A 19,529-nucleotide genomic window follows, 5' to 3' on the forward strand; every position below is an offset into this window, starting at 1 on the left:
GCGGCACTTATTTAAGCGTTCTTACATAGTTCGTACCTATGGCGACGGAACAGTGGGCCGAAACACGCGACGCCAAACAATGCGGCAACTCCGCCCACATCCTCCTCCCCAAACGCTTCCGCGGCAAAACATTCCGCATCGAATTAGCTGAGGACGATAGCGGTGGATGACGATACGATTGTTGCATTAAAGCGAATGAATAGGGAGCGAGGAATTGTTCTTAAGCGACTGTACAAGTCTCTTAATCGGGTGGAGGAGCAGATTCGGAACGGTCAGTCCAGGTCTGAGATGCTTGCACAGGAAGTGGATCACTTACTCATTGAAATTGAGACAAACGGCGTACTTGACGCAAATAGTGCGGAGGAGATGGTCGGTGAGTGAGACGCAGGTACGATCGCCATGGACGCAGCAGACGTATGAGAAGTTCGTGGGCGAGTACGGGATACCGGAGCGGTGGCTAATGATCGCTGGCGCGGGGAACATGGCTCAAATTGTCACCGCGGGACCGGTGGGCGATGCCGTCCGGCAGACGCTCGACGAACTGAGCTACGATTGGGAGATACAGAAGACACCGCCTAGAAAGCTCGGTATACCTGCACTCGTATTCCAAATTAGCAAGGGTGGTGACCACGGGTGAAGACATGTGGCCGAGTACGGTAAAGTACGAGAATCCGAAACCCTGTCCGGACTGCGACCAGCAGGATTGTACATGTGACAACGGTGATCACAATGGCTGAAATACCGATTCTAGCTGTCACCATTGCAGTGACCGTAGCCTTCTGGATCGGGCTGGAACTCGGGCGGACGCAAGAATACGTGGACGGCTTCAGAGCAGGACTGGCAATTACTGAGGATGAGCACGATGGCTGAGATGCATATCGACGACATCGAACTGGAGGTTATCGAGATTGAGTGGACGTGTAAGTGCGGCCACTCCAACGCAAACGGTCTCAGCGGCGGCTTCACGGAGAAAGTAGCTTGCCAAGAGTGTCGAACCGAGTACGAGCTAATACCGGAGAACGACACGCACATTGAGGTGCATCCGTGGTGAGTGGCAACCAACAGGATGGGAGGAAAGTCCGCGCACGCCGGAACCTGGAGCGCAACTTGCAGGCTTTGATCACCGAGCATTTGGAGGAGGTTCGACGGTACGCCGAGCGCTCTACCTACACGTACAAACAGGTGCTTGAACGGTATCTCCAAACGTTGGACGACCGCACACAGCACCATTTAGCACCGGGTGACTTGAAGTGACCTCCGAGACAGCTGCTATCTTCGGGTTTGCTGGGGGAACGGTGTTCGGAGTCTGGCTGGCCGAGTACAGTCCATTCCAACCGATTCGGCTTGATGAGGCAGATCAAAAGTGAGCTGGATTTGTCCCCAGTGTGACGACCAGCCGCTCGCTGTGCAGCAGCCGAACACGGGCGAGCCCACTACGTACTACTGCACAAACTGTGACGCAGAATATTACGGAGAAGTAGAATTATAGCGCAGCTATATGCCCGTGTAAATCTAGCCGGACAGCCGCTAGCATACAGAATGAGGCTAGCCTAGCAGCTTTATGTAGATGTATTGATAGATATTTTCCGGGCCACCGGGTACGCTGAGATGCAATGCCCGGAACAGACGCGGAGGGGGTTGCAATCAGTGCCGATTATCACAACAAAGGACACCCAGAACAAGAGCCGATCCGGTTCATCGACCTGTTTGGTGGGATTGGCGGGTTCCGTCTTGGCCTCGAACAGGCGGATGACCGGTACGAGTGCGTCGGCTACTATGATCAGGACCGGTTTGCGGTAGACAGTTATAACGCCATATTCGGTGAAACCCATGAACCAACAGACGTTACACAACTGGACGCTGAACAGATTCCGGGCCACGACCTCCTGTGCGCAGGGTTTCCGTGTCAAGCTTTCAGCCTTGCTGGAGAACGAGGTGGATTCGACGACACGCGAGGAACTCTGTTCTTTGAAGTCGCTCGGATTGCTCGACGAAAGCTACCTCAGGTACTGCTCCTTGAAAACGTCAAAGGACTACTTAATCACGCCGACGGGGCAACGTTCCGAACGATCCTCTCGACGCTGGATGAATTGGGGTATGATGCGGAATGGCAGGTGCTTAACAGCAAATATCACGGAGTACCGCAAAACCGAGAGCGTGTCTTCATTGTCGCATATCTTAGAGATGGACCCCGACCCCAAGTATTCCCTATCCGAGGACCGGCAGGAGAGGATATTCCAAGAGATGGAGGAACGCCGATTATAGATAACAATGGTCGGCGAAGGGACTACTTCAAGACTATCTCCTCGGGCGGGAATAGCGCGATGGATGACTCGGATGCGGACTTCATCCTCCAGCAACCACGAGGAGATAACGATGGACGGGTTCGGAAGACCGCCCCAACTGTTACCTCGGGCGGAAGATACGAACAGAATAACTTTGTCACAGGACTCGTTCAATCCCGCGGGTTCGAGACGAGACAAGATGATGTCAGTCATGCAGTGAAGGGTGACGGTGGAAGCTCGGTGGTCCATGCGACCGATGGTGTTTGCATCCGGAAACTGACACCGCGGGAGTGCTGGCGGCTTCAAGGATTTCCAGACTGGGCATTCGAGGCAGCACAAGAGGTCAACAGTGATACGCAGTTGTACCAGCAGGCGGGGAATGCCGTGACCGTGAACGTAATTGAGGTTCTGGGGGTGCGATTACTTACTGCGTTCAAGTAAGAGTCTGATTAGGAGAACTCTTCGAGCGAGGATTGACCAGTTGGTGCGGAATCCCGGCTGTACCTGCAGTATCGTTTGATGAGTTTGAGAGCAAGTTCAGTGGCTCGACGATACTCGCGCGCGAGTCTGTTGTTTCCAGTCATGTCGATGTCTTGAACAACTCCTGTATACATCACGTTGTATGACTGGCTTGATTCCTCTGCGTACCGAGTCGTGCAAAGGAATTCCAGTGTCTCCTCGATCCACTCCTCCTTCACGTCCCCGTCGTTGATTCGCTGAGTGTTCAGCTTGTTAGTCAGCTGGCTACAGTCCACCGTAATCTGCTGCTTCTTGTTGATTTGTCCTTTTCTCCACTCGGTGAAGTCTTCCTCTGAGAGTTCCGTTGGGAATTCCTTCATCCAAAGGTAGGTGGCTAGGTAGGAATGCGGTGGCTTCGTATTGTAGATGGGTTTCGTGCTCTTCGGTCGGAGGAACTCTTTTGTCCCTAGTTTATACGACTTATAACCGCCGTCGGGACCAATGGTTTCGTTTAACGATTCCTCGTCGGGCAGATGCTTTTCCCGGAATTCGTCCTCTAGCGAGGTCTCCCGCTGGAATATGTAATTTGCCCGTTGGTCATCCATGCCGTACCGAATCAACACGACATTGTTCTCTAATCCCGGTTCGTCGTTACTGAGTCTCGTATTCAGAATATTTCCGAACTCAGATGAGTAGCTGTCGGGGACGAAGGCCACGAAGTCCGTCATTGCCGTGTCAACGAATGCACCATCATCGTCAACGACATCGTAGCTATCGTCACACTCTGCTAGCATATTCAGTAGCTGTTCTGCGATTGTTGCTGGTTCATTCTCCAATGCTTTCGGCAGGATTTTCCCGATTATACTGTAGTTGCTGTCGAAGTGAACCGTGAAGTCGGGTGTGTATTCAATATCGTCTGCGGTGTCTTGGGGAAAACGGTCAAAGTAGTATTTGTCGAAGTGACGGTCAAACACGCCAAATACCGTTTCCCAGCCACTGATGACGTCGACACTATCATTGTATGTTCTAAAGTTGTGATGCTGCCAATCTACACAACCAACATCTTCCCCGCTCATGTTTAGGCAACGAAGTCGGTAAGGCTGTACTCCGGTTCTGCACGCAGGTTCAGTACACCTTCCTGGAATTCCTTAGACATTTGATTCGCAATCCTCATCAGTGAGTTAACGGAGCCTTTGTATCCGGGGACGATAGAAACCGAGTCCGATCCTGTCACGTATATATCGCAGTTTGAACCGTCGACAAAGTCCACGAGAGAGACGTGTGCGTAGGGATTGTCGTGGTAGACCGTCATCGTGCTTTTTTCTAAGTTGCTGAGTGCTTCGATGAGCTCTTGATTGTCGGAGGGTGAGTTCAGCACGTTTGATTGAAACTCAAGTTCTATTTCACTGATTTCACCAGACTCGCTGCGATCACTATGGGAGAGAATATCCAATTTGTCTGTGACCGTGTTCACGAAAGACCCGAGCAAATATTCACGGTAGAGGTCAGGATCTCCGCTCTCTAATTTAGTCACCCCTTCACGACTGATGAAGCCACTAAAGAACTCGTTGTCTTGCCGGCGGACGGTGAAGTTGAGTTTATCAACGTAGCCATTTTCGAGCTGTTCATCTCGGAAAACCTCTTTATATGGCCGTGTTCGGAAAGAAATTGTCCCCTCCTCCTTTCGGGAGTAAACAACTGCTTTGCTGACTAGAATCTCTGCAGAGAGTTCCTCTTCGATGCTACGGAGTACTTGCTTCAGCTCCTCGGAATCGGCGAAGAAGTCAGAGATATGCGGCTCAGCACGGTCAAAAAGCCACGTTAGTCCGTTGTCAAAGAAGTCAGGATCGTATCCTGTTACGGCAGTCCAGATCGGGGAGTCCCCATGTTGGAAAAAGGCGAATGAACCCTCAACCTCACGGTCGCTTCGTTCAATGGTTCGCTCAACCCGAACGCTATAGAAGTCTGTTTCCTCTTTGATTTTGACCGCTCCGGACTCATGGTAGTCCAGGGCTGCTCTCAGGATCGGGATGGGGTCCTCATGGGAGATTACTGTTTTGTACCTTGCTTTGTTGCGTGGTTTGCGGTTTACCTCCGCATCGATTAATTCCTCTAAAGAACCCCGGTCAATCTCGCCATAGTCTAACGCAGATCCATCAACAAACCCGTGCATGACAGTTCGGCAGTCTGTTACCGTGTCAAGGACCGGAGGCAGAGTAGAAAAGTATTACGAACCAGAAATTTAGAAATTGAGTCAGTTTTATCTGGATTTCGTTTACTTCTGAGCATATCCATGGAAAAAACCTAGGGCGGCAATAAGGATGAGGAGAAGGAGAAGGGACTTCACGGAAAGGGTTACTGATGTAGCCTCATAGAACTCCTGTGGAACATTATTTAAAAAGAACTCGACGATAGCGATTACTGCAAGAAGAATCGTTAGATTCCGTACCGAGTTCTGGAGCTGAAGATTCGACTTTGTAGCCCTTGACTGGATTTGATCCTGTACTACTGCTGTGAACATCTCAAGCTTGTTGCCCACTCGTTCCAGAGTATCGGAAAGTGTATTCAGTTTCTCCGTTGTTCGCCGTATGTTCCTTGCCAAGTATGTCTCATGATATCCGCCCAATGAATCGTCGAACACCGTGCTTCCTTGATTCTCCTGATAGTTCTCAAGGATATCATCCATCTCCTGATATTCGTCTGCCGTAGAAGAATGCGTTTCCACCCAGTCTCTCCGTAATTCTTCTAGCTCTTCTTCGGTTTCGCTTACTTCCTCAACAGAGTCTCCCAACTCCAGAGACCCCATACTATAATTATATGACTCAGAATCAATATTTTGGATCTCGTTTTTTCGCCAAGTTAACCAATGATTCACAAGAAAAATGTTCGTCACGGCCTTCAGTTTTCGGTATTCAAATCCAAACCACTGCTCCCAATACTCTTCATCAGCCGATAATGGGTTACCTTGATAATTGATATTAAGTACAGGAAGAGGGCTGGAGAGCAGTTCCTTCTCTGTGATGAGATAGGAGGAGTCAAGAAGACTCACCTCCGATAACGGATTAAAGCCCCACCCATCAAGTTTGCTTGCATTATCCTTTAGAAACTCTGTGACTTGCTTAGAGGAATTGGTAGAAAACCCCTTCAACTCGTCCTGAGTTGGATTTACAAGGAGTAGTAAGGGTTTCGGCGCTGAGTCCTGAATAAGGCTAGCGGAGAAGTGATTACTTATCCCCTCAATTTTCTCACGCCATTCTGCTCGGCAACTACGGTTTGCAGTTATATCCCCGGGAGTAATTCTCTTGGTTTCCGATTCAGTGAGCGTGGCTACCGTAATCTGATGGAAGAAATATTGACTCTCTGTATCCTGAACAAGGTATGAGTGGAGTGAATCGAACTCATCGAAGGCAATAGGATCTCGTGGTCTACTGAAATGAATTGCTTCAACCTCAAGTTCACTATTCCCAAAATCTACTGTTTGGTCGGGAAGTTCTGCTTTCTGATTAAATAAGCTGCTTAGGACATTTGTGACCTCGTTATGTGAGACCCGTTGATAGAAATCGTATCTCACTATTTGAGCCGATTGAATGTCCATCAAGGTGATATGCAAAGACGGAACTTATGTTTCTATCGTTAGACACGCACGCCGTAATTACACATCGTATTACTGGGGGCCAGTCTACCGGCGAACTCCTCTGAGGTAGAATTTACGGTGTGTTCCGCCTCACACTCTTTTCGGCGAATATTGTCGATGGTCAGAGTTTGTTTGCTTCTTTCAATTCGGCGATCTGCCGGGCCATGTCCTCTGTCGCCCGCGCTGCAGAGTTCCCTGTCCCTACTATATCGAGTCCGGTCTGTGTCGCTTCCCACGTCCCGTCCTGGCGCTTGGCGAGTTCGACCAGCGTGGTGCCGTAGGCCATCGTGCGTTGTACTGCCTGTTTGTCATCGCTTTTCGACATATCCCAGTGGTGGTACTGCCGTCTACTTAGTGGCTGTCCGTCCACGTTGAAAGTGAAATTATTATCTCCACGTGGAAATTGATACGCCACCGTTCTTGCGCGAAGAGACCGATTGAAGTACAGGGAATTCCTGCTGCTTTCCCGGTAGGAAGAAGTCCAGGAGTTCAGCATTAGGTTTGCTGATGCGAAGTCATTCTTCGCCAGTTACGATTCTCCTACGTAAGTAGGGTGCGAGGAACGAGGCCATGGCAGCAAACACCGGGTTCCCTGTTAGATGTAGCGTGATAGAAAAGAGCATAAATCTAAGTACCATAATCTGATAGTCCTGGGATAACGACGTGAACCACGTCCTGGCCTGTCCTGTGTTCAATATCGATTCGGCAACCAGCGCCGGAATCTCAAACACCAGTTCCGTTGAAAACGCGTCCTGATCCGGTAATGTAGCATCAACCGTTGTACCCGTTGCTCCATTGATCGAAGTGGTCGAGGAGTTGGAGGCCTCTGTTGGGGTTATCTCTGCCGTCGTTGGTGAGGCTTCTGCAACCGTCGAAGCCTGTGGAGAAGGCGAGGTTCCAGTAGCAGTCCCAGCATTGGCTGGGTGGAGTGAAGCAAGATCCGCTATTACAGGTGCGGGAAACTGTATCTCTGGCAGTGACTGGATTAATGACTCTGTAGTATGTTCCAGAATCGCTTGGTGCTGACGATTGATGTGTGCCAGGGTCGGCGATAGGGCTGACTGGAGTACGTCAACTTGTTGATTCAACACCGGCTGCGTTACCGTCTGAACGAGACTAGCCTGGGATTGAATCATCGGTTCGAGTAGGCTGTCCATCCCGCTGGCCGCCATGTATGTTTTTGTCGGAGGGGTAATGCTCTCCTCTATCGTCTCTCGAACTGTGTCAATGTCAAGTGGAAATGAAGGGGCCGTACGCTCAACCGGGTCTCCTACTGATTCATCTTCTACTTCATAATCCAAATAGACCGTTCCAACATACTCACGCAAAATCTGTTCAACTGGTTCATCCAGTTCAATGGTTTCGGCAGCTTCCTCCACGTCTTTCCCCACTGTGAAGAAAGCCTGACCAAGACTGGCTACTTTCGTGGACACCGTCGTTGGCGGCTCTTCAAATATCAGGCGGTAGACCGTCAGCGCTTCTCGAACATCCTCTTCTGAGTGTTCTACTTCCTCAGAAACGGATTCGATGTCCTCAAGGTCACGATAGAGTTCCCCCGCCTGCCGAATGGTTTCACACCATTCAAAAGAAACTTGTTCCCGCCGTTTTTCCCGACGATCCTCCATCTCTTCCATGAATTTCTCGAAGTCGAACTCTTTCGATTTTTCATCGGAGCGTTCCTGATCGTCCATTTATCTGTCGTTCGTAGTGCATCACTAAAGAATCCCGATTAACCAGATGCCTTTCCTCAGATGACGACATCGTGACGACCTACGTGCCGACCGACAAACTTGCTGATGCACGGGCATTAGAACACGTCGAGGTCAAGGTTGTCGAGGAATACGAGCACGAGTACCTGATCTCCGTGACGGCACCGAGTACGTAGGGATACTCCCTTGGTGCAGGAGACTAGTAGCTACCTTGAACTTTATCCGAACGGGTGTCTATCGATACAAAAAATGTGATGATCTAGGTGAGAGAAACTGTTCCACTGTCTCTTGCCCGTGTAACTTGTACAAAGTAGTGTTGCTCCCCCGAATTGGTTAAAGCAAACGGGCTTAACGACGCAGGGGTGCCCCGGGATGTGAGCCCTCCGGTAATGGCTCAACGACGTGGGGTAGCCACCACAACCTTTGGACATTGAGCGAACGGCTCAAATCGGGTGGTAGGAAGCTTTACCCCGCGTTCTGGGGTGTGTGCCACGCTGAGCGAACACTGATCGCACGCTGGATTACCTCTGATTTATGAAAGCCGTAGCATGATGGTAGAATGGCTCATGTCCCAGCGGTTTTATCCGGGATGCCGGTGTAGCTGGCGCTACAAGCAGGGTGGATCAAGAACACAAATCGTCGTTGAGAACGGTGTGAGGCCGCCGGATTCACCGGTTTCGAAGAGAGGTGTTGGCGAACGGTGATGTGCGGGACCCCACGTGTTAGTAGGCTGAGCTTCCCAAGCTCATAGCCCGGGTTCAATTCCCGGCCGGCGCATCTCTACCTTCGATTAGAGGATGTCGGGCAGCCCGTCGGTCTTGTTCGTTGCAGCGTGGAGCTCGGAGACGCCTTCGAAGGTCAAGAACTCGACGCGGTCGCTGATGGGGTCGAAGCCGCTCTGGCCGATCCGTTTCTCGAACTGGCTCTTTCGGGATTCGTCCGCGACGATGACGAAGTTCGCGTAGTAGTCCCGGAGGTCCAGAAACTTGTGCAGCGAGTTCTGGAAGTCCGTGGAGAACTCGACTTCGAAGAGGCTGTCGGGCATTTGGCGCTCGTTGAACCAGAGAACGTCGACCGTGCGGGCACGCCGCAGTAGTTCCTCATACCCGAACTCGTGGATACTCTCTAGACTCCGAACGTCGCCCAACGTTCTGTCCAGAAATTCCCTGTTCTTGTCCTGGGAGGGAACCCACGTTTGAGCTCGCCGGACGTTTCCAACCTCCGCCAGCAACCCCTGAAAGTACCAGTGGTTGTACCGGTCCTGTTCCAGTTCCGAGGCGGATTCCGCGTAGACGTGCTCCGGTAACTCTTCGCGGTGATCTTCCAGCGCCCAGAGCCCCGGTCGAAGCTTGAAAAATCGGTCGTGATTCTGAACGATCCGGCGGATGCTGGCGTTCGGCGTCTTGGTCTTCCACTCGCTTCCGTCGACCTCCGGAGCGCGCTGATACAGTCGCTTCAGCGTCGCGTAGCCGTCGTTTTCCTGCATCACCTGTTCGACAGCCTCGTACTGGTACATTGTACTGCTCACCGAAGCCGAGAGATAAAGATCCTTGCCACCGACATCACACTGCCGGTTAGAAATCGACGACAACGTAGAAACACTCGCGCCTCGGCAGTCACAACGGTTCCCGAAGCGTCCAGCGGTCGCTTCGAGGGTCCAGATTCGACGGTTCTGCCCCGCGCTCGGCTACAATTCCGGCGTGGTACAGCATCGCCTTCAGTTGGAACACGGTCGGCGAGTGATAGACGTTTCCGTCCGTCAGCTCGGCCAACTGAAGCTCACCGTCTCGGCTCAGCACTCGCTCTCTGGCGTCGTCGGTCCCTCGAACGAACAACTCGATGGCGAACGACGGGTGGCGTTCGTGGAGCCACTCGACGAGGTTCACGAGCGTCGGCTCCCTGATCCCGTGCTCGTGCATCTCCTGGAGCTCCTCGACCAGCAGTTGGGTCGCCGGATACGCGAACACGACGCGTCGGGTCAGCTGTCCCCACGCGGGCGCGAGGTCGTAGAATCGCTGCGAACTCCCGTGCCACTCGGAGAACACCGCCAGCGCGTCCTCGACGGACCCGTACCGGTGTAGCGCGAAGCGGACGACCTCCCGGCCGAGCGGGGTCAACCGAACCCCCTCCGGCCTGTCGTCGATCAGGTTCAGGAACGCCGCGCCTCGCCGCGCGCTGTCGATCTCCCGAACCACGTCGTTGTCCATCATCAGGTCGTCGGTCGCCCCGTCGGCGTAGTGGGCGAGCGGATACCCGAGGTAGTTCTTGGGGTGGTTGAGTCCGAACGACTTGTTCGCGACGCCCTGCGCGCTCGCCTGAAATCGGATCGCCGAGGTCTCGGTGGTGGTGGGACTTCCGACGATTCGCGGCGTCTCCAGCGGTTCGACCGAGCCGTCGGTCTCGACGCCGAGCACGCCGACGTTCAACTCGATCTGTTCAAGTATCTGTACACAGCGTCACTCGAATCCGTTCTCGACCAACTCCAGCAGTTCCGCCGTCTCGCGCTCGTCGAACGTCATCGGCCGTCTCCACCACGGTCCCTTGCCAGAATCGCTCGACAGTTCGGTGACGACGCGATTCGCTTCCGACCCCTGCTCGGGCGAACTCAGCGGAACTGCGGTCTCGTACAGGCCGGATTCGCCCTCGTCGCCCGCCAGCAGGACTGCGGCGTCGAACTCCTCGCGCTTGACGTGAGCGTTGTTCTCGAAGGTCGCGCGCTCGCTCGCGGACAGGGCCGCGTACGCGTCGCCGGGCACGGGGTCGCGCGCGAGGCGGAACTGGCCGACGAGGTACGCGCCCCAGTCGGGCGCGATCCACTCGCGCTCGGGCTCGCCGCGAGTCGTCAGCGTCGCGTAGAAGAGAGCGTAGTCGCCCTCGCGCAGGTCCAGCAAGGGCCGGGCCTTCACTCCGTACGGGTCTCCGTAGGTGTAGCGCTCGCACTCGGGGTACTCGGCGAACTCCGGGTCGAGGTGGACCGGTGACTCGACAGCCCCGTCCGGAAGGTCGGTTTCGAGCGAGAGGTCGGCGTAGGTCGGCACCGGCTCGGCGGTCGGCGCGTCCTCCGGGATGGGGACGAACTCGAACGAGCCGTCCGGGTGGACGGGACCACGGACGCCCGGCGCGTTCGTGTTGGCTCCGACGTTGATTGCGACTGCGCGGGGCATTCGAGTCGGGTCGACGACTCCGACCGAGAAAGGACTGTCGCTCCCGACGCGAAGCTCAGGAGGCCCCGCTACGGCGCGGCCATCGGATTGACGCAGTTCCGACAGTACGTGAATCCTGTCGCGTTTTCGGTGCCACAGCGGGGACAGACCACTACCGAGGGGTCGTCGCTGTGCGGTCGGTCGTCGGCGGCGAACTCCTCGAACGCGGCCGGGTCCCGGTTCGGCGTCGTCGAGTTGAACAGCGGCGCGTCCTCGTCGCTCCGGAGGTAGCGGTAGATGAGCAACTGGACGAGCGAGAACGCGAGCACGTACAGCACGATCCACCCCCACACGCCCATATCGTGGTATAGGGTGTCATGGTACTTTGCTTTTCTGTCGGGAATTCGAGTACGGCGCGACGGCCGACCGAGCTTACGCCGGATGGATGCGGAGCACGCGGTCGTCCTGCGGTGCGGGCGTCCCGCGACCGTCCTGGTTGCTGGTCGTGACGTAGAGGTGGTCGTCCGGACCGGTGAAGACGGTCCGGAGGCGGCCGTACCTGTCGTCGAGCAGACGCTCCTGTTCGACCACTTCGTCGTCGCCGTCGAACCGAACTCGCCGGAGGTGGACGCCGGCGAGCGTCCCGAAGAAGAAGTCGCCCTGCCAGTCGGCGATGGCTCCGTCGTAGAAGGTCGCGCTCCCGGGTGCAATGGTCGGGGTGTACGAGACGAGTGGGTCGGTAAATCGGTCGCCGTCGGTCGGTCCCATCACCTCGGGCCAGCCGTAGTTGCGGCCCGCGCGGAGGACGTTCACCTCGTCGTCGGTGTCCGGTCCGTGCTCGGTGCTGAAGAGGGTGTCCTCACGCCACGCGAGCCCCTGCGGGTTCCGGTGGCCGTAGGTGAACACTTCGTTGTCGAACGGGTTTTCGGGATGGGGCTCGCCGTCCGGGGTGAGCCGGAGGGTCTTCCCCGCGAGCGAGTCGACGTCCTGGGCACGCTCGCGCTCGCCCGCGTCGCCGGTCGTGACGTACAGCGCATCCTCCGGTCCGAACGCGATTCGGCCCCCGTCGTGAGTCGACCCGCCGGGAATCCCGTCGAGGACGACCGACTCGCGGGCGAACCCGTCGCTCACTCGGTGGCGGACGACCCGATTGGTGAGCTCGCCGCCGCTCCCGTCGGCGTCGCTCCGGTACGTCTGATAGGTGTACGCGAGGTCCGAATCCTCCGGATGGAACGCGAAGCCGAGTAGGCCGCCTTCCCCGCGCGGCGCAACCCGGCCGGTCAGGTCGGCGACCTCCTCCTTGAGGTCGGTCTCGGGCGAGACGCGCTGGATCCGACCGGGGCGCTCGGTGAGGTAGAGGTCGCCGTCGGGTCCGAACGCAGCGCCCCACGGGACTTCGAGGTTCATCGTCACCGTCTCGATGCGGAATCGCGGACGCTCCGTGGTCGTGGTGGGATCGCTGCCGGCCGACCGCAGACAGCCGGCGGTCCCGGTCAGTCCCGCCGCCGCCAGCGACCGAAGGTAGGAGCGCCGCTCCATGCTCGGTCGAACGACAGCCCGGGAGAAAAGTAGCGTGGTTTCCGAGCGAAACGGGTCGCCAGAACTGTCACGAGCCGTCCGAAGGGGACCAAACGGACGGCGACGCGACGCAGGGGTGCGGTGGTGGGAGTCGCGGCGGCGGGGAGTCGCGGCGGTGGGACGCGGAATCGCCGCGACGGGGGTCGTGTCGGACGTTACGCGGGAGCGACGCGCCACGTGGTCGCGCTCGTGTACGACCACTTCTCGATCTCGAGGTCGGTCGCGGAGTCTTTGAGCTTCACCATGAGTGCGCCGATCTCCTTGGCGGACAGTTCGACCTCGTCGGCGATGAACTTGCTCTTGAAGTACATCTCGCCGTCGTCGGCCTTCTGCCGGAGGAACTGCTTGAGCCGCTGTTCCTTCGACCGCGGTTCGGGCGCATCGGAGGGCTTCGTAGTTGCGCTCATCGTCGTTTCGGCGTAGGCGTCGGGGGATGATATAAAGGGGCGACGATTAGGATGGTTTTCCGCCGATTTCCATAATGAAAACAACAAGACGACGGAAAATGAGATGAAAATGACTTTTCACGACGTTTTCTGAGAGCCCTTTATCGTTCAAAAACGTCTCTAAGTCTTTGTTTCGCCACTATCGTCCCTGTGGCCCTTCGGCTTGCGAGCGTCTGACATGGTTGAGGGGTGACGGTTCGGATTCAGGCCGCGGTCGGCGTTTGGTGGGGGTGTACGGAGAACTAAGCGATCACGGCGACCAGCGAGGCGTTGCGCTACGTGCGCTCGCGCACCCGGACTACGAGCGCTCGTGGACCCAGAACTGCTCGTCGGTCGTGACCTCCTTCTTGAATATCGGGACCTCCTCCTTCAGGCGGTCGATGCCGTCCTCGACCGTTCGGAACGCCTCCCCGCGGTGGCCCGCGAGCACCACGACGAACACGATGTCCTCGCCGTACTCGATGACGCCGGTCCGGTGGTGCATCACCACCTCGAAGACGCCGTCGCGTTCCTCCAACTCCGCGGCGAGCGCTTCCATCCGCTCCTCGGCGACGCCCTCGTACTTCTCGAACTCGAGTCGCTCGGTGGGTTCGTCCTCGGGCTCGTCCTTCGCGCGGACTCGACCGGTGAACGTGGCGATAGCGCCGGAGTACGGCGCGTCCTCCGAGCGCTTCGCTTCCGCGACCAGCGATTCGAGCGTCTCGTACGGTTCGGTGGCGTCGAGTTTCGCACGGACCTCGGCGGGGTCCACGTCGGCGGGACCGTCTTCGGCTACCAGCGTCTCGCCGCTCGGAACTTCGCCCCCAAGATCCCCGCCGCTCCGGTCCTCGTCCACGACCACCCGCGGCGCGTCCGCGTCTGGGAATCCGATGAGGATCGCGTAGTCGTAGTCGGGCGCGAGGTCGTCGAGCAGGTCCGAGACCGACCGGTCCCGACCGCTCGCCCGCCAGCCGTCCGCCGCGACCTCGTACGTCGCCGTTTCGGGGGCGTCGTGGACCGTCGCGCTCTCGGGCGCATCGCGGGCCGAGTCACCGGCTTCTGCTCGACGCAGTACCGCGACCCGGCCGTCCCTGCCGAGGTGGCTCGCGAGTCGGTCGGTGACCGTCCGCGTCGCGGCGTCCGCGCCGACGACGCTCAGTACGTGCATACGCCGTCTTTGGTCGGGACCGCGCTTGTAGGCTTCGGTGACTCGCTTTTTCTCGGTGAACGATAACTCTCCACATACCTCGAACTTCCGTCTTCGGTGGCTTCAAGCCCCGACCCGCCGTCTGTCGGAGTCGATGGGCGTAGATCTCGGGGACGCGCGATCGGTGGCCGTCGGGTTCGCCACCGGTATCGTCGTCCTGCTGGCGCTGTACGCGTTCGTCGGCCTCGACAAGGTGGTGGCCGCGCTCTCGCGAGCCGATCCCGTGCTGATCGCCGCCGCGTGCGTCGCGTCGGTCGCGTGGCTGTTCGCGTGGGCGATGGCGCTCCGGACCGTGCTCGGGGTCATCGCGGTCAAGGTGTCGGTCCTGCGGGCGTTCATGCTGTTCGCGGGCGCGACGTTCGCTAACAACGTCACCCCGTTCGGACAGGCCGGGGGCGAGCCGTTCAGCGCGCTGCTCGTCTCGCGCACCACCGGGACCGAGTACGAGAACGGCCTCGCAGCGGTCGCGAGCGTCGACACCCTCAACTTCGTCCCCTCCATCTCCTTCGCGCTGGTCGGCGTGGGCTACTACGCCACGGCGTTCACGGTGGGCGACAGGGTCGAGGTGGCCGCGGTCTCGCTCGCCGCGCTGGCGCTCGCGGTCCCGGTCGCGGTGTACCTCGGCTGGCACAACCGGAACCGGGTCGCGGACTTCGCCGTGGCGGCTATCGTTCCGGCTGCTCGGACGATCGGCCGGGTCGTCCCGCGCGTCCAGCCGCCAGCTGAAGCCGACCTCCGGCACCGCATCGAGGGCTTCTTCGGCGCGCTGGAGCGCGTGGCGGGCGACCGCCACCAGCTCGCGCTCGCGCTGTCGTTCTCGGCGCTCGGTTGGCTTCTGCTGGCCGTCTCGCTGTGGCTCTCCCTGCTTGCGCTCGGCCACGCGGTCCCCTTCGCCGCCGCGCTGTTCATCGTTCCGCTCGGGAGCGTCGCGAGCGTCACGCCCCTGCCCGGCGGACTCGGCGGCGTGGAGGCCGCGCTGGTGCTGCTCATCGTTCCGGTCACCGGCGTCGACACCGGGATCGCGGGCGCCGCGGCGCTGATCCATCGCGGGGCGACCTACTGGCTCCCCATCCTGCTCGGTGGGAGCGCGACCGCCATGCTCGAGGCTGACAACGTCGTCGAGTCCGCGAGCGATTGACCGGTGCGAGCGGACGGAAACGGGGCGCACGGTCGGACGCTAACGATGCCTTTAAACGCCGCGACCGGGAATTCGTGGGTATGACGACGCTCTACGACGTTCCCGCGGAAGACCTCATCGACGCGGTCGCCGCGAAGCTGGAGGACCGACTCGACGTACCGGACTGGACCGAATTCGTCAAGACCGGCGAGGGCAAGGAGCTCCCGCCCGAGCAGGAGGACTTCTGGCACCGCCGCGCCGCGAGCGTGCTCCGGAAGGTCGCCACCGAGGGCCCGGTCGGCGTCGAGCGCCTCGCCACCGAGTACGGCGGCAAGAAGGGCGGCTCGAACCGCTATCAGGTCGCCCCCGAGCACCGCACGGACGGGAGCCGGAAGATCATCCGGACCATCCTCCAGCAGCTCGAGGACGAGGACTTCGTGGACACCGAGGGCAGCGCGGGCCGCATCGTGACCGGCGACGGCCGGAGCCTGCTCGACGACACCGCGGGCGAGGTCATGGAGGAGCTCGACCGCCCCGAACTCGAACGCTACGCGTAGACGACCTCGGAAGCACGGCGTTTCTTTTCGACCGCGGCGTTCTTTCCGAACCAGGCTCGTTCCAGCCATTCTGTGCTCCATCCACCCCGTCCTGCGCTCCGTAATGGTTTTTGGCCGTGCCCCGTAACGTAACGATAACGCATGAGCGAACAGCCCGACGACGAGCGACTCGAAGAACTCCGCAAGAAGAAGATGCAGGAGATGCAGGAGCAGGGCGGCGACGAGGAGGCCCAACAGCAGGCCCAGCAGCAGGCCGACGCCCAGAAGCAGGCCATGCTCCGCAAGCATCTGACGGACGGCGCGCGCAAGCGGCTCAACTCCGTCCGGATGAGCAAGCCCGACTTCGCCGAGCAGGTCGAGCGCCAGATCCTCGCCATCGCCCAGCGCGGGCAGGTCAACGGGAAGATCGACGAGGAGAAGATGAAGGAGCTCCTCCGGGAACTGAAGCCCGACTCAAAGAGCTTCAACATCCGTCGGCGGTAGGATGGAGCTCGGTCTGCTCTACAGCGGCGGGAAGGACTCGACGCTCGCCGCGCTCCTGCTCGAGGACTTCTACGACGTGACGCTCGTCACGGCCACGTTCGGCGTCACCGACGACCACGACCACGCCCGCGAGACGGCGAGCCGACTCGGATTCGACTTCGAGACGGTCGAACTCGACGAGAGCGTGGCCGAGGAGGCGGTCGAGCGCATGGTCGAGGACGGCTACCCCCGCGACGGCATCCAGCAGGTCCACCTCGCGGCGCTCGAAGCCGTCGCGGAGATGGACTTCGACGCGGTGGCCGACGGCACCCGGCGCGACGACAGGGTTCCCTCGGTGTCGCGCGCGCAAGCCCAGAGTCTCGAAGATCGCCACGGCGTCGAGTACATCGTCCCGTTGGCGGGCTTCGGCCGCGGCGCGGTCGACTCGCTGGTCGAGGAGACTCTCGACGTGACCACCGGTCCGAGCGAGCAGATCCCGAAGGCCGACTACGAGGCCGAACTCCGGGCTCTGCTGGCGAGCGAGCACGGCGAGGACGCCGTGGCAGAGGTGTTCCCCGATCACACGCAGACGTCCGTGAACGGGCTACGCTGAGTCTATGCGTCGCGGTTTGGCTGCACCGCTCTTCTACTTGTTCTCGCCGTTCCGAGTGTCGAATACGGGAACGTCTCGGTGACTGTACAGTACTTCGCTGCTTGCCTATTATAAACTCCTGCGCGCACTTGGGCGCGGCCACGAGAGGCCGCGCCGTGGGAGCGACGCTCCCACGAGCCTGCGCTCGGTGCCCTCGCGCAGACGCCAGCACGCGCCGGGTGGAATGATAACCAGCGCACGCCGAGTGGAAAGAGAATCCAGCGCACGTCAGGGTGGCCAGCAAGACGGACGAGAAGTAAAAGCTTCAAGCGCGCGCTCGCCCAACGACTCCCCATGTACGACCGAATCAAGGGGTTCCGGGACTTCTACCCGCCGGAGATGGGCGCGCGGCGGGAGATGTTCGACACGCTCGAAGACACCGCGCGCCGGTACGGCTTCCGGGAGATCGGCACGCCCGCGCTCGAACGCACCGAGATGTACGTCGACAAGAGCGGCGAGGAGATCGTCGAGGAGCTGTACGCCTTCGAGGATCAGGGCGGCCGCGAGGTCGCCATGACTCCCGAGCTCACCCCGACCGTCGCGCGGATGGTGGTGGCCAAACAGCAGGCGCTGTCCAAGCCAATCAAGTGGTTCTCGACGCGGCCGTTCTGGCGGTACGAGGAGCCCCAGCAGGGTCGCTACCGCGAATTCTACCAGACCAACGTCGACATCTTCGGCTCGACCGACCCCGCGGCCGACGCCGAGGTGCTCGCGTTCGCGGCCGACGCGCTGACCGGGCTCGGCCTCTCGGGCGAGGACTTCGAGTTCCGCGTGAGCCACCGCGACATCCTCGGCGGGCTGCTGGCGGCCTTCGACGCCGACGTGGACACTGGCGCGGCCATCCGCGCGGTGGACAAGAGCGCGAAGGTCGACCGCGAGGAGTACTACGGCCTGCTCTCTGACGCCGGGCTCTCCTACGACCAGGCCGAGGAGTTCGACGACCTGCTCGACACCCCGGAAGACGACCTCGACGACCTCGTCGCGTTCGCCGGAACCGACCGCGTCGAGAACGCGGTCACGAACCTCCAGAACGTGCTCGACGCCACGGCGGACTTCGGCGCGCGCGAGTTCTGCGACCTCTCGCTCCGGACGGCCCGCGGTCTCGACTACTACACCGGCGTCGTGTTCGAGTGCTTCGACTCGACCGGCGAGGTCGGGCGGTCGGTGTTCGGTGGCGGCCGCTACGACGACCTCATCGAGAGCTTCGGCGGCCAGCCCACGCCCGCGGTCGGCGTCGCCCCGGGTGCCGCGACCCTCTCGCTGCTCTGCCAGCGCGCGGGCGTCTGGCCCGAGGAAGCGGCCACGACCGACTACTACGTCCTGCAGGTCGGCGACACCCGCGACGTAGCGGCCGCGATCACCCGCGAGCTCCGTGCCGAGGGTCACGTGGTCGAGACCGACGTGTCGGGCCGGAGCTTCGGCGCGCAGCTGGACTACGCCGACTCCATCAACGCCGAGACGGTGGTCATCGTGGGCGAGCAGGACCTCGCAGACGGGAACGTGACGATCAAGGACATGGCGTCGGGCGACCAGACCGCCGTGCCGCTCGAGGACTTCCCGCCGGAGGACGAACCGCGGCCGACCTACGAGGACTTCGAGTAGTCCGCAAATCCAACTTTTTTGTCGCCGTCCAACGGACTGTCTTCCATGTCCCGGAGTTCGGTGCAGTTCGAGAAGAAGCGTCTCGTCGGCATTCTGTCGGTCCTCACCTTTGGCCTGACGGCGCTGGCGGCGGTGCTGAGTCTAGAGTTCCTCGTCCCGGTAATCTTCGTCTTCGGCTTCTTCCTCGTCGTGCCGCTGGTTGCGCTTCTCGGAGACTCGCTGCCCATCGTCGAAAGCGAGGGGGACGACTCCCGTGTCGAGACGGTGAAATCGTCGGGTGACGATCCGGTCGAGCAACTCCGGGAGCGATACGCACGCGGTGACCTCACCGACGAGGAATTCGAGCGACGGCTCGAACGACTGCTGGAGACAGAGGACACCGACGTCGGCGATTCGAGGGAGCGCGTGTTCGACCGGGAGTGAGAGTCGCCGACGATGCTGAGGGAGTGTTCCCGGGAGCGAGCGGTATCGGTCGGAGCAACTGCTGGCGCGAATGGCGAACAGACGGCACGGGCGAGGCGCACGACCGCGTGGCGGTCGTGCGCCTCGTCGAAGCGAAGCGGTGTGCCGTACTCCCGCGGAGCCGCTTCGCGGCGATTCCTACGTCACGGGGCACTTTCGTCGCGCCCTCCGGTATAAACCTTCACGGGAACGCGAGCATTTGACCCGGCGTTAAGTGACGACGGTGCGTACGAGTCT

At 59.3% G+C, this 19,529-nt stretch carries 24 protein-coding genes and 1 pseudogene; 13 read left to right on the forward strand and 12 right to left on the reverse strand.

Annotated features, from left to right (window positions below; genetic code table 11):
* Positions 1–38: 38 nt before the first annotated feature.
* The 6 genes from DPQ64_RS06135 (at position 39) to dcm (ending at position 2,726) form a co-directional block, all read left to right on the forward strand.
* The gene (locus tag DPQ64_RS06135) at positions 39–170 is read left to right on the forward strand and encodes a DUF2080 family transposase-associated protein (RefSeq protein WP_115863474.1); all 132 of its coding nucleotides are present in this window, start codon (positions 39–41) and stop codon (positions 168–170) included.
* Positions 163–381 (forward strand): hypothetical protein, encoded by a 219-nt coding sequence (locus tag DPQ64_RS18635; protein WP_157971609.1) that lies wholly within the window; start codon positions 163–165, stop codon positions 379–381. Before DPQ64_RS06135 ends, DPQ64_RS18635 begins: the two co-directional genes overlap by 8 nt.
* Positions 374–637, forward strand: coding sequence for a hypothetical protein (locus DPQ64_RS06140; RefSeq protein WP_115863475.1), 264 nt, complete (start codon positions 374–376; stop codon positions 635–637). Before DPQ64_RS18635 ends, DPQ64_RS06140 begins: the two co-directional genes overlap by 8 nt.
* Before the next feature lie 74 nt (positions 638–711).
* Positions 712–870: a hypothetical protein gene (locus DPQ64_RS18640; protein WP_157971610.1), complete on the forward strand. Its 159-nt coding sequence runs from the start codon at positions 712–714 to the stop codon at positions 868–870.
* Positions 863–1,051, forward strand: a complete 189-nt coding sequence (locus DPQ64_RS06145) for a hypothetical protein (protein ID WP_157971611.1) — start codon at positions 863–865, stop codon at positions 1,049–1,051. The genes DPQ64_RS18640 and DPQ64_RS06145 overlap by 8 nt, the downstream gene beginning before the upstream one ends.
* Before the next feature lie 562 nt (positions 1,052–1,613).
* Entirely contained in the window at positions 1,614–2,726 is a 1,113-nt protein-coding gene (gene dcm, locus DPQ64_RS06155) for a DNA (cytosine-5-)-methyltransferase (RefSeq protein ID WP_115863478.1), read from the forward strand.
* 8 nt (positions 2,727–2,734) lie between these two features.
* Here the strand turns inward: dcm and DPQ64_RS06160 are convergent, their stop codons facing one another.
* From DPQ64_RS06160 to DPQ64_RS06180, 5 genes are all read right to left on the reverse strand, one after another.
* On the reverse strand, positions 2,735–3,820 hold the full coding sequence (locus DPQ64_RS06160; protein ID WP_115863479.1) for a hypothetical protein: 1,086 nt from the start codon (positions 3,818–3,820) through the stop codon (positions 2,735–2,737).
* Positions 3,821–3,822: 2 nt separating this feature from the next.
* Entirely contained in the window at positions 3,823–4,917 is a 1,095-nt protein-coding gene (locus tag DPQ64_RS06165) for a hypothetical protein (RefSeq protein WP_115863480.1), read from the reverse strand.
* A 102-nt stretch (positions 4,918–5,019) separates the two neighbouring features.
* Complete coding sequence (locus DPQ64_RS18645) at positions 5,020–6,339, reverse strand: hypothetical protein (protein ID WP_157971612.1); 1,320 nt, start codon at positions 6,337–6,339, stop codon at positions 5,020–5,022.
* A 160-nt stretch (positions 6,340–6,499) separates the two neighbouring features.
* Positions 6,500–6,703, reverse strand: a complete 204-nt coding sequence (locus DPQ64_RS06175) for a hypothetical protein (RefSeq protein ID WP_115863482.1) — start codon at positions 6,701–6,703, stop codon at positions 6,500–6,502.
* A gap of 190 nt (positions 6,704–6,893) precedes the next feature.
* Positions 6,894–8,069, reverse strand: a complete 1,176-nt coding sequence (locus tag DPQ64_RS06180; RefSeq protein ID WP_115863483.1) for a hypothetical protein — start codon at positions 8,067–8,069, stop codon at positions 6,894–6,896.
* 71 nt (positions 8,070–8,140) lie between these two features.
* Here DPQ64_RS06180 and DPQ64_RS19735 point away from each other — a divergent pair, with 71 nt between their 5' ends.
* A complete protein-coding gene (locus tag DPQ64_RS19735; RefSeq protein ID WP_269814469.1) occupies positions 8,141–8,263 on the forward strand; it encodes a hypothetical protein in 123 nt (40 codons plus the stop codon).
* Between the two features lie 614 nt (positions 8,264–8,877).
* Here the strand turns inward: DPQ64_RS19735 and DPQ64_RS06190 are convergent.
* From DPQ64_RS06190 to DPQ64_RS06220, 7 genes and pseudogenes are all read right to left on the reverse strand, one after another.
* Positions 8,878–9,603, reverse strand: a complete 726-nt coding sequence (locus DPQ64_RS06190) for a hypothetical protein (RefSeq protein WP_115863484.1) — start codon at positions 9,601–9,603, stop codon at positions 8,878–8,880.
* Between the two features lie 100 nt (positions 9,604–9,703).
* Positions 9,704–10,516, reverse strand: a pseudogene (locus tag DPQ64_RS06195) (hypothetical protein); the annotation flags it as partial.
* Between the two features lie 27 nt (positions 10,517–10,543).
* Entirely contained in the window at positions 10,544–11,251 is a 708-nt protein-coding gene (locus DPQ64_RS06200; RefSeq protein ID WP_115863485.1) for an Nmad3 family putative nucleotide modification protein, read from the reverse strand.
* Positions 11,252–11,319: 68 nt separating this feature from the next.
* Positions 11,320–11,589 carry a DUF7577 domain-containing protein gene (locus tag DPQ64_RS06205; RefSeq protein ID WP_115863486.1) on the reverse strand — a complete coding sequence of 90 codons (270 nt, stop codon included), beginning with the start codon at positions 11,587–11,589 and terminating at the stop codon, positions 11,320–11,322.
* A 73-nt stretch (positions 11,590–11,662) separates the two neighbouring features.
* Entirely contained in the window at positions 11,663–12,769 is a 1,107-nt protein-coding gene (locus tag DPQ64_RS06210) for a PQQ-dependent sugar dehydrogenase (protein ID WP_115863487.1), read from the reverse strand.
* Positions 12,770–12,963: 194 nt separating this feature from the next.
* Positions 12,964–13,215, reverse strand: a complete 252-nt coding sequence (locus tag DPQ64_RS06215) for a DUF7123 family protein (RefSeq protein ID WP_115863488.1) — start codon at positions 13,213–13,215, stop codon at positions 12,964–12,966.
* A gap of 337 nt (positions 13,216–13,552) precedes the next feature.
* Entirely contained in the window at positions 13,553–14,401 is an 849-nt protein-coding gene (locus tag DPQ64_RS06220; protein WP_115863489.1) for a molybdopterin synthase, read from the reverse strand.
* A 133-nt stretch (positions 14,402–14,534) separates the two neighbouring features.
* Between DPQ64_RS06220 and DPQ64_RS06225 the strand changes: the two genes are divergently transcribed.
* The 6 genes from DPQ64_RS06225 (at position 14,535) to DPQ64_RS06250 (ending at position 19,253) form a co-directional block, all read left to right on the forward strand.
* On the forward strand, positions 14,535–15,578 hold the full coding sequence (locus tag DPQ64_RS06225; protein ID WP_115863490.1) for a flippase-like domain-containing protein: 1,044 nt from the start codon (positions 14,535–14,537) through the stop codon (positions 15,576–15,578).
* 80 nt (positions 15,579–15,658) lie between these two features.
* A complete protein-coding gene (locus DPQ64_RS06230; protein WP_115863491.1) occupies positions 15,659–16,114 on the forward strand; it encodes a 30S ribosomal protein S19e in 456 nt (151 codons plus the stop codon).
* Between the two features lie 141 nt (positions 16,115–16,255).
* Positions 16,256–16,597: a DNA-binding protein gene (locus tag DPQ64_RS06235; RefSeq protein ID WP_115863492.1), complete on the forward strand. Its 342-nt coding sequence runs from the start codon at positions 16,256–16,258 to the stop codon at positions 16,595–16,597.
* Position 16,598: 1 nt separating this feature from the next.
* Positions 16,599–17,189 (forward strand): DUF7411 family protein, encoded by a 591-nt coding sequence (locus DPQ64_RS06240; protein WP_115863493.1) that lies wholly within the window; start codon positions 16,599–16,601, stop codon positions 17,187–17,189.
* A 333-nt stretch (positions 17,190–17,522) separates the two neighbouring features.
* Positions 17,523–18,830, forward strand: a complete 1,308-nt coding sequence (gene hisS, locus DPQ64_RS06245) for a histidine--tRNA ligase (RefSeq protein ID WP_115863494.1) — start codon at positions 17,523–17,525, stop codon at positions 18,828–18,830.
* Positions 18,831–18,875: 45 nt separating this feature from the next.
* The gene (locus DPQ64_RS06250; RefSeq protein WP_115863495.1) at positions 18,876–19,253 is read left to right on the forward strand and encodes an SHOCT domain-containing protein; all 378 of its coding nucleotides are present in this window, start codon (positions 18,876–18,878) and stop codon (positions 19,251–19,253) included.
* Positions 19,254–19,529 lie beyond the last annotated feature (276 nt).

It is taken from the genome of Halorussus litoreus, assembly GCF_003382685.1.
In the GTDB taxonomy this organism is placed as follows: Archaea; Halobacteriota; Halobacteria; order Halobacteriales; family Haladaptataceae; genus Halorussus; species Halorussus litoreus.